The following is a 15,236-nucleotide window of genomic DNA, read 5'->3' on the forward strand; positions in this document are numbered from 1 at the left end:
GGTCGGACGAAGTCCGCCGGATTCAGCCCCTTCAGGCCCGCGCGACGAGGAAATCGATGTCGACACCGGCCGGAAGTGCACCGTACTCCCGCCCCCGGTCGGCCCCGAGACGGGCGGCAGCGAAGCTTGCGGCCACCTCGGCGGGGGCGGATTCGAAGAGGATCGCCGACTGCATGAGCAGCGCCATCTTCTCCACGAGCACTCGACCGCGGGCCTGAAGCGCGGCGAGCGCACTCGGATCGCCCCCGGACACGTCCTGGACCGCCGCCTGCAGTGAGCCGGCCAGGGATTCGAAGGCGGAGTCGAAGTCCGCGTGCCTGCCCAGACCGGTTTCGAGGAAGCCGAGGAACGATTTCGCCGTCCGCGGCTCGCGGGCCAGGGCGCGCAGCACGTCGAGGACGATGACATTGCCCGAGCCCTCCCATACGGCCATCACCGGCTGTTCGCGGTAACGCCTGGCCAGCGGGAAGGCCTCCGTATAGCCGTTGCCGCCGAGGCATTCGAGGGACTCATAGGCGTGTTCGGGCCCGCGTTTGCAGACCCAGTATTTGCCGACCGCCGTGGCCAGCCGACGGAAGTCCGCGGCATCGGAGCTGTCGTCGTCATAGGCAGCGGCCAGGTGCAGGGACGTATAGGTCGCGGCCTCGGACTCGAGCTGGAGGTCGGCGAGAACTGCGCGCATGAGCGGGGCGTCGATGAGCGTGGAGCCGAAGGCCGCTCGGGACCGGGTGTGCCAGGCGACCTCGGCGACGGACTGGCGCATGCCCGCCGCCGAGCCGAGGACGCAGTCGAGCCGCGTCTGGGAGACCATCTCGATGATCGTGCGCACTCCCCTGCCGGGCTCGCCGAGCAGCCAGCCGACCGTCGAATCGAACTCGACTTCGGAGGAGGCGTTGGATTTGTTGCCGAGTTTGTCCTTGAGCCGCTGGATGCGCACCGTGTTGAGCCCGCCCCCGGGCAGCACTCGGGGCACGACGAAGCAGCTGGGTCCCTCGTCGAGCTGGGCGATGACGAGGAAGGCATCGGACTGCGGGGCCGAACAGAACCATTTGTGGCCGGTGATGAGGTAGTGGTTACCCGAGGCGACTGCGCGGGTGGTGTTCGCCCGGATGTCCGATCCGCCCTGCTTCTCCGTCATCGCCATGCCGAAGGTCACTGCGGTCTTCTCCGCCGGGTCGATGCGTCGCGGATCGTAGTCGCTCGCCGTGGCCTTCGGCAGCCAGAAGTCGGCGAGCTCACGGTCCGCCTGCAGCGAGGGCACGACGGCGTGCGTCATCGACACCGGGCACGCATGACCGGGTTCGATCTGAGAGAAGAGCATGAACCGTGCGGCCCGGTCGACATTGGCTCCGGGACCGGGGTTCGTCCAGGCGTGCGAGTGGGCCCCGCTGCGCAGCGACTCTCCGATGATCCGGTGGTAGGAGGGGTGGAATTCGATGTCGTCGATGCGGTTGCCCCACTCGTCGTGGGTGCGCAGCTGCGGGCCGTGTTCGTTGGCCAGACGCGCGTCTTCGATGAAGTCCGCGCTTCCCACCAGCGCTCCGATGCGTTCGAGTTCGCTCCGCGAAGCCTGCGCTCCGTAGCGGTCGAGCCCGTCGAGGAGCGCTGTGTTGAGGGTGAATTCGTTGACATCCCGCCGAGGCAGGGCCTGGTTGAACACCGTATGCGTGGTGTGCGGGGCGGCCGTTGGTGTGGTGAGGGCTTCGGCAGTCATTTCTCTCCTAGAGGATCGGATCCCAGAGCGGATCGGGTGAAGGCGGACAGTGCGCTGATAAGTGCCTCGATCTCGTCGGGGCGCGGTGGCGGCGTGGTCGGGTCGAGGACGTCGACGAGGTTCTCCGCGATCCCGCCGACGATGAACCGGGCGGCCACCTCGGCGGGGACGGTGGAGACGTCCCGGGCCGCTCCTCCGGCGGCGGAGGGCGATTCGGCCCCGGCCCGAACGGGGTGCGAGTGGCCACTGGCCCGGTCGAGCCCCGCGGCGACGGACGCGACATAGCCGCGGCGCAGGATGAGACGTTCGAGCTGGACCGCATCGGGGACCTCTTCGAACAGCAGTGCGTGGGCGAGCCTGCGGCCGGTCACGGCGCGGCGAACGAACACCTCGGCGACGGACTCCGCAATCGCGGCGGCGGTGCTCGCCTGCGCGACGGCAGTCTCGATCACGGCGAGCTCGTGTCCGGAGGCGCGGGCGAACACGGCTCGCAGGAGCTCATCGCGATTGGCGTAGTAGGTGTAGATGAGCCCGGTGCTGCATTCGGCTTCGCGGGCGACGGCGGCGACACTCGCGGCGGCGAACCCGCCTCGGGCGATGACATGGCGCGCGGCACTTTCGATGCTCAACCGCCGCTGCTGGGCATTGGCCCGCGTGCGGGCGGTGGGCCTGTACGCCATAGCTCCCCCTCCTCGGCGTCGGATTTCACTTCCTTCAAGAAATGAATCATGATTCAATTGTACTGAGTATGACACTCGTCACAAGGAGAAGCAATGAAGCTTGGCATGATGCTCGATACGACGGTTCTGCGCGACCCCGAGAAGGAGGCCCTCGTCTACGGGGACGAGCGCTTCACCTATGCGCAGCTGCACAGCCGCGCGCTCAGGGCCGCCCGCGTGCTCGAGGACAACGGCATCGGCGCGGGAGATGTCGTGGGCATCATGACCTTCAATGTCCCCGGTTTCGTCTTCGCAGCCTTCGGCGCGTGGTACCTCGGCGCCACTGTCGTGCCGGTCAACCACAAGATGCAGGCGCCGGAGGTCAGATACACGATCGAGCATTCCGGGGCCGGGCTCGGCATCGTCAGCGCCGAACTGGCCGAGACCGCCCGGTCCGGGGCCCCGGACATCACCTGGCTCGAGACCGAATCGGATGCGCCCGACAGCTTCGACGCTCAGCTCGCAGCCGCCGAGGAGACCGTGCCCGGCGACTTCACCGATGAGCAGGTGGCGCAGATCCTCTACACCTCGGGCACGACGAGCGCGCCGAAGGGCTGCGTGCACACCCACCGCAGCATCGCGCAGGTCGCCACGCTCATCAATCTGAATATGGGCTATCGCAGCGACGACCGCTACCTCGTGTGCATGCCGATCTGGCATTCGGCGCCGTTGAACATCAGCCTCATGCCGACGCTTCAGACCGGCGGCACCGTCGTCCTGCAGCGGTCCTATCACCCGGTGGACTCGATGGCGATCATCGCCGAGGAGAAGATCACGACCTTCTTCGGCCCGACCGTGGCCTATGTCGCCCCGATCATGACCGCAAAGAAGCTCGGCATCGACTTCGCCGACTATGACTTCTCGACCATCCGCTATTGGAACTACGGCGGTTCGCCCATCGACCGCTCGACGGCGGCGATGCTCATCGAGACCTACGGAACGGACCAGTTCTACAACCTCTTCGGCATGAGCGAGATGGGTCCGACCGGCTGCCTGCTGCGCCCCGAGGACCAGCTGCGCAAGGCGGGCTCGGTCGGGCGGACCGCGATGCTCGGCAATGCGATGCGCGTGGTCAAGGCCGACGGCACCGAGGCGGGCCCCGGAGAGTCCGGTGAGATCTGGTTCTCCGGTGACACCCGCATGCGCGAATACCTGGGCAGCCCCGAAGCGACCGCTGCGGCGTTCGAAGGAGAGTGGTACCGGACCGGCGATATCGCGAAACTCGATGAGGACGGCTATCTGTTCATCGTCGATCGGTCCAAGGACGTCATCATCGTCGGCGGTGAGAACGTCTACTCCCTCGAGGTCGAAGAGGCCATCATCGCCCATGAGCGGGTGGCCGATGTGGCCGTGGTGGCGAAACCGGACCCCGAGTGGGGCGAGCAGGTCGTCGCATTCATCACGACCACCGACGGTTCGGAATTCGATGTCGAGGAGCTGCGGGACTATCTGGCCGACAAGCTCGCCCGCTACAAGCTTCCGCGCGAGGTCATCCTCACCGATGATCTGCCGCGCAACCCCTCGGGCAAGCTGCTCAAACACAAGCTGCGCGCCGAGGTCGCCGCGGGGACCCCCGCCGCGGGGTGAGCGTCTCGCGGCGAGGCGCTCCGCCGGTGAGGCGCCGCGTCGCGGCGAGCATCGCCGCAGGGTGAGCGTCTCGCGGCGCTCAGCCCGGCTCGGCGGCCCCTTCCGGTCGTCGGGTGCGCAGTTCGGGGCTGTGGCGCTGAAGGACGGAAGCGACTGCTGCGGCCGCACGAGTGCTCGGGTTCCTCGTCACGACGACGAAGGTCAGGTCCGGCAGCCCGGGCAGCCGCGGCTCGTCCATGACGACCGCCCCCTCCGGAATGAGCGACTTCGCGAACGGCATGATGCCCAGGCCGCCGAGCACTGCCGCCCGGAGTCCCGCCAAACTGGTCGATGTCGCGGCCGTCGCAAACCGGTGACCATGTCGCTCCAGCACATCCAAGGCGATCTCCCTGGTCACGCTGGGACGGGGGTAGAGCACGAGCGGGATAGGCTCCTCTTCCTCGAGGCCGAACCCGGGCCGAGCCACCCAGGCCAGAGCATCGGTGAAGAGCTCACTGGAGGCGAACGACACGGAGTCGACGCTCGCCGGCGGGCGCATGGCGAGGATGATGTCAAGCTCCCCGGCGCGCAGCTGCCTATGCAGCGTGGCGCTGAGCTCGACTGACAGGACGACTTCGAGATTCGGAAGCTCGCTGCGCAGCCGCTCGAGGAAGTCGGGCAGGTGGGTGAAGGCGAAATCCTCGGAGACGCCGAAGCGGACCCGTTCGCGCTGCGGGAGGTCTCGGGCGCTGAGGATCGCTTCGTCCATCATGGCGGTGATCCGCTGCGCGTAGCTGAGCAGGCGCTCCCCCGCCGGAGTCAGCTCCACGCTGTGGGTGTCGCGGCTGAGGAGGGGCATGTCCACCGTGGCCTCCAGCTGGCGGATCTGACTGCTCACCGCGGACTGGCTCATGCCGAGCCGCCGCGCAGCGCGGGTGAAGCTCTCCTCGGAACTCACCGCGATGAAGGTCCGCAGATGTCGCTGGCTCAGCTCGGTTGACATGCTTATCAAATTATCCGATAACAGTGTCCAGCTCAATGACGATATCAGCATGCCGGTTCGATGCGACGGTGGTCATATGAGTATCTTCCGCCGCATCGATCCGTTCCTCGCCGCCCTGCTGCTCATCCCGGTGGCGGCGACGCTGTTCCCTGTTCGCGATGGCGCCGCCGAGGCCCTCGACACCCTGACCATCGCTGCGATCTGCCTGCTCTTCTTCCTCCACGGTGCGAAGCTCGCTCCGGCTCAGACGCTCGCGGGCTTCCGGCGGTGGCCGTTCCAGCTCCTCGTCCTCGTCGGCACATTCGTGATCTTCCCCGCCATCGGTCTGCTCATCACGCTTCTGCCGACGGCCGTCATCAGCCCGGTGATCGCCACCGGATTCCTGTTCCTCTGCCTGCTGCCATCGACCGTCCAGTCCTCCATCGCGTTCACCTCGGTCGCGCGTGGCAATGTGGCACTGGCCGTGAGCTCGGCATCCGTGTCCAACGTCCTCGGAGTGGTCTTCACCCCCATGCTCGCCGCCGCACTGCTGGGCTCCCACGTCGAGGTGACCCCGCAGTCGATCCTCGAGATCATCGGCGAGCTGGTCGTGCCCTTCATCGCAGGTCAGCTGCTGCACCGGTACATCGGCTCCTGGCTTGCCGAGCACCGCATCCTCGTCTCCATCGTCGATCAGGGCTCGGTCCTGCTCGTCGTCTACGCCGCGTTCAGCACCGGCGTCACCCAGGGGCTGTGGACGATCGTTCCACCGGTCGATCTGCTCAAGGTCATCGCCCTGTCCTCGGTCCTGCTCGCGCTCGTGCTCGGCCTCTTCATCGGCCTTGGGCGGGTCTTCAGATTCGATCGCGCCGACCGCATCGTCCTGCTGTTCTGCGGTTCGAAGAAGAGTCAGGTCAGCGGCCTGCCGATGGCATTCCTCCTCTTCCCCGCAGAGGATGTCGGCGTCTACGTTCTGCCGCTGATGATCTTCCACATCATCCAGCTCCTCGTCTGCGCCGTCATCGCGAAGCGCTACGCGCGCCAGGCGGCCGAGGAGGAGGACCGGTTCGACGCGGCCGGGAGAGAACCCGGCGTCGACGATTCCCACGCCGCTGCAGCCGTCGCCGAGCGTGAGGACACGGACGCGAAATCCTGAGCCCCGCCTCGGCGAGTCGGTGAGCCGACCGATCACACGGCTTCGAGCGCTTCGACCGGACTGATCGACGTCGCCGCACGGGCGGGTTCGCGGCTGGCGGCCACCACGGCCACCAAGGTGCCGCCGACGACGGCGGCGATGACCCACCAGGGGACGCTCGGGGCGAAGAGTCCGGTCAGCGGCGACAGCAGGGTCAGCGCCCCGATCCAGCCGTAGACCACGCCCAGCGGCACGGCGACGAGGCACGCGGTCAGACTCAGCTGCAGGCCTTCGGCGACGATCATGCGCCGGACTCGCTTCGGGGTCTGGCCGAGGGCCATGAGCAGTCCGATCTCCTGAGTGCGCTGTCGCACGGAGAGCATGAGGGCATTCGCGACGCCGATGACGGCGATGATGACGGAGAAGAGGATCATGCCGAGGAAGAAGAGCATCGTCTTGTCGACGACCGTCGCCAATGCGTCCTCGAAGCCGTTCCAGCCCTCCTCGCCGAGCGAGCGGGCGTAGGCGAGCAGCTGGTCGCGGAAGGTGGTCATGGCCGTGGCGAACATGACGATGAGGGTGATGCCGATGACGAGGCCGATGACCGTGCGGGCATTGCGCGTGGGGTGGCGGGCGATCGTCGAGGCGGCCAGGCGAGCGACCGCAGTGCGACCGAGCAGCCATCCGACGACCGCCTGCAGCGGCGGCAGGATCCAGGGATTGCCGACGATGACGCCGAGGAAGGTCAGCGCCGCCCCGAGCGCAACGAGGAAGACGCCGACGATGCTCAACCGGTTCTCACTGGCCCCGATGACGGCGCTGACGAGGAAGGTGAGCCCGGTCGACAGCAGGATGAGAGCCGCCGTCAGCGCCCCCATCGAGGCGCGCGCATCCTCGGGGCGCCGTTCGACGGCCTGCGAGGTGGCCTCGATCGGGGAGATACCGGTGATGCGCTGGGCGCCCAGATACGCCGACAGCCAGGTCACGACGATGGTGGCGGCTGCGGGGACGGCCATCATCGGGTCGAACAGTCCGACCTCCTCGGTGATCCGCCCGCCGAGGTAGTGCAGCGTCGCCCACGCGAGCGCTGTCGAGGCGAGGAATGCCAGGACGGCGCTGGGGACGGAGATCAGCAGCCCCTCCACCGAGGCGGCCCGACGCAGCCGTGCCGACGAGGCGCCGATGAGCCGGAGCAGGGCCAGCTGACGGCTGCGACCGGCGATGATGATCGAGAAAGTATTGGCGATGACGATCGCCGAGACGAAGAGCGCGATGAGGAAGAAAGCGAATCCGACGGTGGTCAGCAGCTTCTGTGCGGTGTCCGACTCCGCGACGATCTTGGCCGAGGACAGCCAGGCGGTCAGTATCGCGATGCCCTGCATGATGGCGGTGCCGAAGAGAGCGGCGATGAAGACGACCAGGAAGCTGGGGAAGAACTGGCGCGGATTGGCCAGGATCTCTCGCATCGGATTCATCGGCGACTCCCGCTCTCGGCGCCGTCGTGCAGAAGGCCGGCGTTGCCGCGTGCGACGAGCCCGGCGGCCGTGGCGGCCGCCTCGGCGCGCTCACCATCTGCCGCCTCGGCGCGCTCGTCGAGGTCGAGCATCGTCTGTGCGATCGCCTCGGCGCTGATCGCTTCGTTCATCTCGGTGACGGGAGTGCCGTCGGCGATGAAGACGACACGGTCGGCGTGGGCGGCGACGAGCGGATCGTGGGTGACCAGGACGATCGACTGCCCGAGGTCGCGCACGGCCTCGGACATGATCGCCATGACCTCGCGGCCCGATCGGGCATCGAGGTTGCCGGTCGGTTCGTCGGCGAAGAGGATGTCGGGCCGGGTCGCCAGGGCCCGGGCGATCGCGGTGCGCTGCTGCTGACCGCCCGAGAGCTCACTCGGCCGGTGTTTCAGGCGCGTTTCGAGACCCAACCGGGAGACGATGGTCGAGATCCAGGCCCGCTCCTCGGCATTGGGTCGCCGGTCGTCGAGTTCGAACGGCAGCCGGATGTTCTCCTTGACCGTGAGCGTGGGCACGAGGTTGAACGCCTGGAAGACGAATCCGATCCTCCGCCTGCGCAGGGCCGAGAGCTCCTCCTCGCGCAGACCCGTGATCTCCTTCTCGCCGAGATGGACTGTGCCCGAGGTGGGACGGTCGAGTCCGGCGAGGATGTGCATGAGGGTGGACTTGCCCGAACCCGAGGGCCCCATCACGGCGGTGAGCCGGGCCGGGGCGATGTCGAGAGTGACACGGTTGAGAGCGGTCACTGCCGCCCCGTCGGGGTCGAAGATCTTCGAGACGTTGCGAAGTCGGGCGATGGGCATCGGCGAGACGGTCGTCATGGGTCCTCAACGGTTGCTGCAATCGGTCTTGTCCAGACTAACGAGGATCCGCAGTCAGGAACATGAGAACTGACTGGCCAGTAGTTGTGAGCAGCCTGCACGGCGCGAGATTCCGTGCCGAGGGCATCCGTCGAGAGTTCGCTCTGCGACAGACAGCTCGACGAGGAACCAGAGCCATCTGTCGTAGAGCGAGCTCTCGGCGAATCGTGGTGCGTGTGAATACACCAGTGGCCCGGAACAAGCCGTTCCGGGCCACTGGTGTGTCTCTCAGAGGCGACTCAGGCCGAGCGGAGTGCTCAGTCCTCGTCCTCCTCGTCCTTCTTCTCGACGACCAGGGTCTCGGTGGTGAGAACCAGGGCGGCGATCGAAGCGGCGTTGCGCAGCGCCGAGCGGGTGACCTTGACGGGGTCGATGATTCCGGCGCCGATGAGGTCGCCGTATTCACCGGTCGCGGCGTTGTAGCCCTGGCCGGACTCGAGGTCCTCGACCTTCGACACGACGACGTAGCCGTCGCGGCCGGCGTTCTCGGCGATCCAGCGCAGCGGCTGGACGACTCCGCGCCGGACGATGTCAGCACCGGTGGCCGCATCGCCGGTCAGGTTCAGGTCGTCTCCGGCCAGCACCTTGGCGGCGTGGATCAGAGCCGACCCGCCACCGGCGACGATGCCCTCTTCGATGGCGGCACGAGTTGCGGACACGGCGTCTTCGACGCGGTGCTTGCGCTCCTTGAGCTCCACCTCGGTGGCGGCGCCGACCTTGATGACGGCGACACCGCCGGAGAGCTTGGCCAAGCGCTCCTGCAGCTTCTCGCGGTCCCAGTCGGAGTCGGTGTTCTCGACCTCGGCGCGGATCTGGGCGACACGACCGGCAACAGCATCGTCGGAGCCAGCACCATCGATGATGGTGGTGTTGTCCTTGGTGACGGTGATGGTGCGGGCGTTGCCGAGCTCCTCCAGGGTGACCTGGTCGAGCTTCATGCCCATGTCCGGGGTGACGACCTGGCCACCGGTGAGGACGGCGAGGTCCTCGAGGATGGCCTTGCGGCGGTCACCGAAGCCGGGCGCCTTGACGGCGGCGACGTTGATGATGCCGCGCAGCTTGTTGACGACCAGAGTCGACAGAGCCTCGCCCTCGATGTCCTCGGCGACGATGAACAGCGGCTTGCCGGCCTGCTGCACCTTCTCGAGGACGGGCAGGAGCTCCTGGATGTTGGAGATCTTGCCCTGGTTGATGAGGATGAGAGCGTCGGAGAGCACAGCCTCCTGACGGTCGGCATCGGTCACGAAGTGCGGTGAGAGGAAGCCCTTGTCGAACTGCATTCCCTCGGTGATCTCGAGCTCGACCGATGCGGCCTGGGACTCGTCGATCGTGATGACGCCGTCCTTGCCCACCTTGTCGAAGGCATCGGCGATGAGCTTGCCGATCTCTTCGGAATGAGCGGACAGACCGGCGACGTGCGCGATCTCCGAGGAGTCGGCGACATCGCGGGCGATGGTTCCGAGCTGCTCGGACACGGCCTCGACGGCGGTTTCGATTCCGCGCTTGAGGGCACCGGGAGCGGCACCTGCGGCGACGTTGCGCAGTCCTTCGTTGACGAAGGCCTGAGCGAGAACCGTCGCGGTGGTGGTTCCGTCACCGGCGATATCGTTGGTCTTGGTGGCGACTTCCTTGGCCAGCTGGACGCCGAGGTTCTCGTACGCGTCGTCGACCTCGACCTCACGGGCGATGGTCACGCCATCGTTCGTGATCGTGGGGGCGCCCCACTTCTTGTCGAGCACGACATTGCGGCCCTTGGGTCCCAGCGTCACCTTGACGGTGTCGGCCAGTGTATTGACACCCTTTTCGAGTGCGCGACGAGCTTCGTCGTCGAATTCCAGAGTCTTAGGCATTCGTCCTCCTATCAGTGAAGTAGTTGTTCAGAGGATTCAGCCGATGACGGCGAGCACGTCGCGAGCCGAGAGCACGAGGAACTCTTCGCCTGCGTACTTGACTTCGGTGCCTCCGTACTTGGAGTAGATGACCTTGTCGCCGATGGCGACGTCGACCGGCACGCGGTTTCCGTTGTCAGCGACACGGCCGGGGCCCACTGCGACAACTTCGCCTTCCTGAGGCTTTTCCTTGGCGGTTTCGGGAATGACCAGACCACTGGCGGTAGTCTGCTCTGCTTCGACCTGACGGATGACAATCCGATCTTCGAGTGGCTTGATGGAGACCGACATATCGGGCCCTCTCCCTTCGCTGGGTTCATTCTTCGTTGAGTCAGACGGCGGCTGCTGCCATGAACCTCTCGTCGTCGCGGGTGCCGAGCGATTCGACCGTCCTGTGAAACTGGCACTCATTGAGCGTCAGTGCTAATTCGACTTTAGAACGCTCTTAGCACTCGGTCAACTTGAGTGCCAGCAATTCGTCATGCTCTGGGCGAAAGCTCAGATCGGCGGCTGTCGGCACCCGCGGACTCCGCCCGACGGAGCCGATGCCTGGACGCAGAGAAGCGCCGGCCCCGGGATCTCTCCCGGGACCGGCGCTTCTCACTGACCGGCTCAGCTCATGTGTCGATTGCGGTCAGGACTGGTCGGCGATCAGGCGCAGGTCCACTGTCCCCAGCCTTCCTGAGCCTGCAGCTTCTTCGCACGCTGGAACTGCTCCTGCGGGCTGGCATCCGAGGGATTGCCGCTGCCGCCCATGTTGTGCCAGGTCGAAGGCAGGAACTGGAACAGACCGAAGTGGGTGCCGTTCGAGGCCTTCGGGTCGAAGTTCGACTCGCACTCGACGACCGAATACCACTTGGATCCGGGTCCGCCCAGCATCGCCTTGATCTCTGCGGTGCTCATGGAGCCGCCGCCCGAACCGGAGTCGCCGCCGGTGCTCGAGTCACCGGAATCAGAGCCGCCGGAATCACCGGCGTCACCGGAGTCACCCGAATCGCCCGAGTCGGAGCCACCGGTGTCGGCCGGAGCCTCCTCCTTCTTCTTCGTACCCTGGATGACCACCTTCGCCTTGGGCTCGGAGAGGACCTTCTCGTCCTTCTTCTCCTTCTTCACCTCTTCGCCGTTGATGGTCTTGACCTTGTAGACGACCTGCTTCTCGCCGTCCTTGCCTTCGGACTCGACCTTGGTCTCACCCTCGTAGAGCGAGGAGGACTTCTTGGTCTCGACCTTGGCCTCGATGGCCTGCTTGTCCTTGACGGTCTTCTTCTCGACGCGGTTGACGGTCAGCACCTGACCATCGGAGACGTTGGCGGACATCGGGACGGACAGGAAGTCGTCCTTCTTGAGCTCGATGCCGGTCTCCTTGAGCGCTTCCTTCGCGGTGCCCACGGCGGACGAGACCTTGTGGTCCTTGCCATCAGCGACGACGGTGAGGTCCTTCGATGTGGTCACATCGATGTCGTTGCCCTTTTCCTTCAGCCGCTGGTTGGCCTTCGTGTTGAGGTCGGCGCCCTTCGCATCAACCCCGAGGTCGGCCAGCGCCTGGCCCACGGTGTTCGCGTTGGTCCACTCGTCGGTCTCCTTGCCGTCGACGGAGAGCGAGACCTCCTTCGCGGTGTTGACGGTGATCGTCATGTCCCGGTCGACCTTCGTGTCGACGCCGGGCTTGACCTTGTCACGCTTGCCGAGATCGATGTCGTGGCTGTCGAGGATGTCCCCGACGGTTCCACCGAAGGTCCGGACCTCCTCGCTCTGTCCATTGACGTCCAAGGTCACAGGCTTATTCATGGTCACCACGGCCCCCGTGCCACCCACGAGTCCGGTGATCACTACCGCCTGTGCAGCGATCTGAACCTTGCGGTTCTTGAGAAAATCAATCACAAAAATATCCCTGAGCAGAATTTATCGACCCGTTCACTGTAACCGATTCGTTACACGGTTCGCAAAACATCACGGAAATGTAACGGTGTGAGTTTCCTGAGTGGCCACCTGACCAGGAGTTCCCCGTGTTTTCGGCAGTGTTGCGGTCGTGACATTCACCCGCCGAGGCGGGCCCTGCAGTGCCGTATTCTCGCTCACGTTTCGAGGTGCAGCAGGTTCAGTCCCAGCCGCCGAGTGCCGTCTCTGCGTTGTTCCACACGGCCGAGCACAGCTCCTCCTCGCTCATACCCCGCACCTCGGCGAGCTTCCGGGCGGTGACCGCGGTCAGGTACGGCCCTCCGGGCTTCCCACGGTACGGGTGCGGAGTCAGGAACGGAGCGTCGGTCTCGGTCAGCAGCAGCTCCAGTGGCGCGGCCGCCGCGGCGCGACGCAGCTCTTCGGCGTTCTTGAAGGTGAGGTTGCCGGCGAAGGACATGAAGTAGCCTTGGGCCGCGCATTCTCTGGCCATCTGCTCATCGCCGGAGAAGCAGTGGAAGATCGTGACTTCAGGGGCGCCTTCCTCCTTGAGGATCCGCAGCACATCGGCGTGAGCCTGTCGGTCGTGGATCTGCAGGGCCTTGCCGGTGCGCTTGGCGATCTCGATGTGGGCACGGAAGGAGCGCTGCTGTTCGGCGATGCCCTCCTCACCCGTGCGGAAGTAGTCCAGCCCGGTCTCCCCCACCACGCGCATGCGGTCGTGGGAGGTCACGAGCGTCTCGATCTCGGTGAGCGCATCATCGAGCAGCCCGCGTTCGGCCAGCCTCGGTGCCTCATTGGGGTGCAGGGCGGCGCCGCCGAGCATCCATGTGCGCCCCTCAGACGGGGGCGTCGGCACGGTCCGGAAGTCGGCTGCCTCGGCGGGTGAACCTGCCCCCGCCTGCGCAGCGGAATCACTCGACGCAGCGGCAGCGCCCGCCTCGGCGGCACCGGCGTACTGCGATGCCACCAGCGCGGTCGTCCACCGGGCTGCCGGAAGGTCGCAGCCTATCTGGACGATCCGCTGCACCCCGGCGGCCTGCGCGGTGTCGAAGAAGAAGTCGAGGGAAGGAAACTCCTCGTCCTCATCGGGTCGGACTTCCGGCTCGGGTTCGCCGGCACCCAGCGGCAGCCGAACACCGGTGCAGATGTCCAGGTGGGTATGGGTGTCGACGGCGGGGAAGGCGAGCGGTTCGGGCACCGGTGGATAGGTTCCGGCGGCGCGCGAAGCCATTATTCGGTCTCCTCCACGAACTTCGGGAACACGGGCTCGGGCTTCGGCAGCGGGGTGCCCGGCTCGAGCGGGAACGCCACGGCCGCGAACGACCGGGGATCGACCTCGGCGGCGGCAAGCCCACCGGCGGCCGCCTCGGTGACGTCCGGGGCCAGGCCGGCCGAAGCGTAGGCCGCACCCGCGGCGACACCGATGCCGGCACCCGCGGTCACGGTCTCCATCGCCTCGGCGCCGGACCCCGACTCGACGGCGGTCGGCAGAACCTTGGCACCGGCCTCGCCGACTCCTGCGGGGACGCCGAGGAGGTCGAGGATCTTGCCGGCGGAATCGGGCATGACGGGCTGGATGAGGATCGAGATGATGCGCACGACCTCGATCGTCACCCACAGCACGGTGGCCATGCGCTCGGGGTCGGTCTTCTTCAGCTTCCAGGGCTCCTGGGCGGAGAAGTAGCGGTTGGCCTCGGTCAGCACCTTCCAGCAGGCCTCGACGTAGAGGTGGAGGGCCTGTGTGTCGACGTGGCGGCGTGCGGTGTCGGGCACGGCGCGGGCGAGCGCGAGCAGGGATTCATCGGCCTCGGTGAGGGTGCCGGGCTGCGGGACCTGGGCGTCGCAGTTCTTCGCGATCATCGACAGCGAGCGCTGGGCGAGGTTGCCGTATTCGTTGGCGAGGTCGGCGTTCTTGCGGGTGATGATCGAGTCCTTCGTGTAGGACCCGTCGTTGCCGTAGGAGAACTCGCGGAAGAGGAAGAAGCGCAGGGTGTCGAGGCCGAAGGCGTCGACGAGGTCGATGGGATCGACGACGTTGCCGACGGACTTCGACATCTTCTCGCCGGCGTTGAAGAGGAAGCCGTGGGCGTGGACGCGTCCGGGCAGCTCGATGCCGGCGCTCATGAGGAAGGCCGGCCAATACACGCTGTGGAAGCGGATGATGTCCTTGCCGATGATGTGGACGTCGGCAGGCCACCATTTGGCGAACCTCTCTTCGTCGTCCGGGTAGCCGACGGCGGTGATGTAGTTCGTCAGGGCGTCGATCCACACGTACATCACGTGCTTCTCGTTGCCGGGGACCGGCACGCCCCAGTCGAAGGTGGTGCGGGAGACCGAGAGGTCCTTGAGCCCGGAGGCGACGAAGGAGGCGATCTCGTTGCGACGGGAGTCGGGGCCGATGAACTCAGGGTGGTTCTCGTAGAGTTCGAGCAGCTTGTCCTGGTACTTCGACAGCCGGAAGAAGTAGGACTCCTCTTCCGTCCAGGTCACCTCGGTGTGGGTCTCCTTGGACAGGCGGACACCGTCGACGACCTCGGTCTCGTCCTGCGTGTAGTAGGCCTCGTCGCGGACGGAGTACCAGCCGGAGTAGGTGTCGAGGTAGATGTCACCGGCCTCTTCGAGCTTGCGCCAGATAGCCTGGCAGGTCGCGTAGTGGTCTTCGTCGGTCGTGCGGATGAACCGGTCGAAGGTCGAGCCGAGGGCGAGCTGCGTGTCGCGGAAGTTCTTCGCGTTGTCGTCAGCGAGCTCCTTGGGTGTGATGCCGAGCTTGTTCGCCGCCTGGAGCATCTTCAGCCCGTGCTCATCAGTGCCGGTGCAGAAGAAGACCTCATGATTGTCCAGTCGCTTGAACCGGGCGATCGTGTCGGCCGCAATGTACTCATAGGCGTGCCCGATGTGAATGGCCCCGTTCGGGTAGGCAATCGCTGTCGTCAAGTAGTAACCCATAGGCCACTC

The 15,236-nt window shown here is 66.2% G+C and carries 12 protein-coding genes; 2 read left to right on the forward strand and 10 right to left on the reverse strand.

Annotation, left to right across the window (positions count from 1 at the left end; translation table 11 throughout):
• Nucleotides 1-31: 31 nt before the first annotated feature.
• Together IIE29_RS02230 and IIE29_RS02235 are read right to left on the reverse strand one after the other, a co-directional pair.
• Nucleotides 32-1,714 (reverse strand): acyl-CoA dehydrogenase family protein, encoded by a 1,683-nt coding sequence (locus IIE29_RS02230; protein ID WP_209323551.1) that lies wholly within the window; start codon nucleotides 1,712-1,714, stop codon nucleotides 32-34.
• A complete protein-coding gene (locus IIE29_RS02235) occupies nucleotides 1,711-2,394 on the reverse strand; it encodes a TetR family transcriptional regulator (RefSeq protein WP_209323552.1) in 684 nt (227 codons plus the stop codon). Before IIE29_RS02235 ends, IIE29_RS02230 begins: the two co-directional genes overlap by 4 nt.
• A gap of 93 nt (nucleotides 2,395-2,487) precedes the next feature.
• Here IIE29_RS02235 and IIE29_RS02240 point away from each other — a divergent pair, with 93 nt between their 5' ends.
• A complete protein-coding gene (locus tag IIE29_RS02240) occupies nucleotides 2,488-4,020 on the forward strand; it encodes a class I adenylate-forming enzyme family protein (protein ID WP_209323553.1) in 1,533 nt (510 codons plus the stop codon).
• A 79-nt stretch (nucleotides 4,021-4,099) separates the two neighbouring features.
• Here IIE29_RS02240 and IIE29_RS02245 read toward each other — a convergent pair whose 3' ends face one another.
• The gene (locus IIE29_RS02245) at nucleotides 4,100-5,002 is read right to left on the reverse strand and encodes a LysR family transcriptional regulator (RefSeq protein ID WP_209323554.1); all 903 of its coding nucleotides are present in this window, start codon (nucleotides 5,000-5,002) and stop codon (nucleotides 4,100-4,102) included.
• Between the two features lie 76 nt (nucleotides 5,003-5,078).
• On the opposite strand from IIE29_RS02245, the gene IIE29_RS02250 reads away from it, so the two are divergent.
• On the forward strand, nucleotides 5,079-6,137 hold the full coding sequence (locus IIE29_RS02250) for a bile acid:sodium symporter family protein (RefSeq protein ID WP_209323555.1): 1,059 nt from the start codon (nucleotides 5,079-5,081) through the stop codon (nucleotides 6,135-6,137).
• A 32-nt stretch (nucleotides 6,138-6,169) separates the two neighbouring features.
• On the opposite strand, the gene IIE29_RS02255 is transcribed toward IIE29_RS02250, so the two are convergent.
• The 7 genes from IIE29_RS02255 to metG all read right to left on the reverse strand — a co-directional run bounded on the left by IIE29_RS02255 (nucleotide 6,170) and on the right by metG (nucleotide 15,227).
• Nucleotides 6,170-7,591, reverse strand: coding sequence for an FtsX-like permease family protein (locus IIE29_RS02255; protein WP_209323556.1), 1,422 nt, complete (start codon nucleotides 7,589-7,591; stop codon nucleotides 6,170-6,172).
• Nucleotides 7,588-8,454 carry an ABC transporter ATP-binding protein gene (locus tag IIE29_RS02260; protein WP_209323557.1) on the reverse strand — a complete coding sequence of 289 codons (867 nt, stop codon included), beginning with the start codon at nucleotides 8,452-8,454 and terminating at the stop codon, nucleotides 7,588-7,590. The genes IIE29_RS02255 and IIE29_RS02260 overlap by 4 nt, the downstream gene beginning before the upstream one ends.
• Before the next feature lie 296 nt (nucleotides 8,455-8,750).
• Nucleotides 8,751-10,343 carry a chaperonin GroEL gene (gene groL, locus IIE29_RS02265; RefSeq protein ID WP_209323558.1) on the reverse strand — a complete coding sequence of 531 codons (1,593 nt, stop codon included), beginning with the start codon at nucleotides 10,341-10,343 and terminating at the stop codon, nucleotides 8,751-8,753.
• A gap of 36 nt (nucleotides 10,344-10,379) precedes the next feature.
• Nucleotides 10,380-10,673 (reverse strand): co-chaperone GroES, encoded by a 294-nt coding sequence (groES, locus tag IIE29_RS02270; RefSeq protein WP_166973277.1) that lies wholly within the window; start codon nucleotides 10,671-10,673, stop codon nucleotides 10,380-10,382.
• Between the two features lie 360 nt (nucleotides 10,674-11,033).
• Entirely contained in the window at nucleotides 11,034-12,263 is a 1,230-nt protein-coding gene (locus tag IIE29_RS16980; RefSeq protein ID WP_209323559.1) for a ubiquitin-like domain-containing protein, read from the reverse strand.
• A gap of 217 nt (nucleotides 12,264-12,480) precedes the next feature.
• Nucleotides 12,481-13,512 (reverse strand): TatD family hydrolase, encoded by a 1,032-nt coding sequence (locus IIE29_RS02280; RefSeq protein ID WP_209323560.1) that lies wholly within the window; start codon nucleotides 13,510-13,512, stop codon nucleotides 12,481-12,483.
• Nucleotides 13,512-15,227, reverse strand: a complete 1,716-nt coding sequence (gene metG / locus IIE29_RS02285) for a methionine--tRNA ligase (RefSeq protein ID WP_209323561.1) — start codon at nucleotides 15,225-15,227, stop codon at nucleotides 13,512-13,514. Before metG ends, IIE29_RS02280 begins: the two co-directional genes overlap by 1 nt.
• Between the last annotated feature and the right edge of the window lie 9 nt (nucleotides 15,228-15,236).

The organism is Brevibacterium renqingii, from assembly GCF_017808095.1.
GTDB lineage: Bacteria > Actinomycetota > Actinomycetes > Actinomycetales > Brevibacteriaceae > Brevibacterium > Brevibacterium renqingii.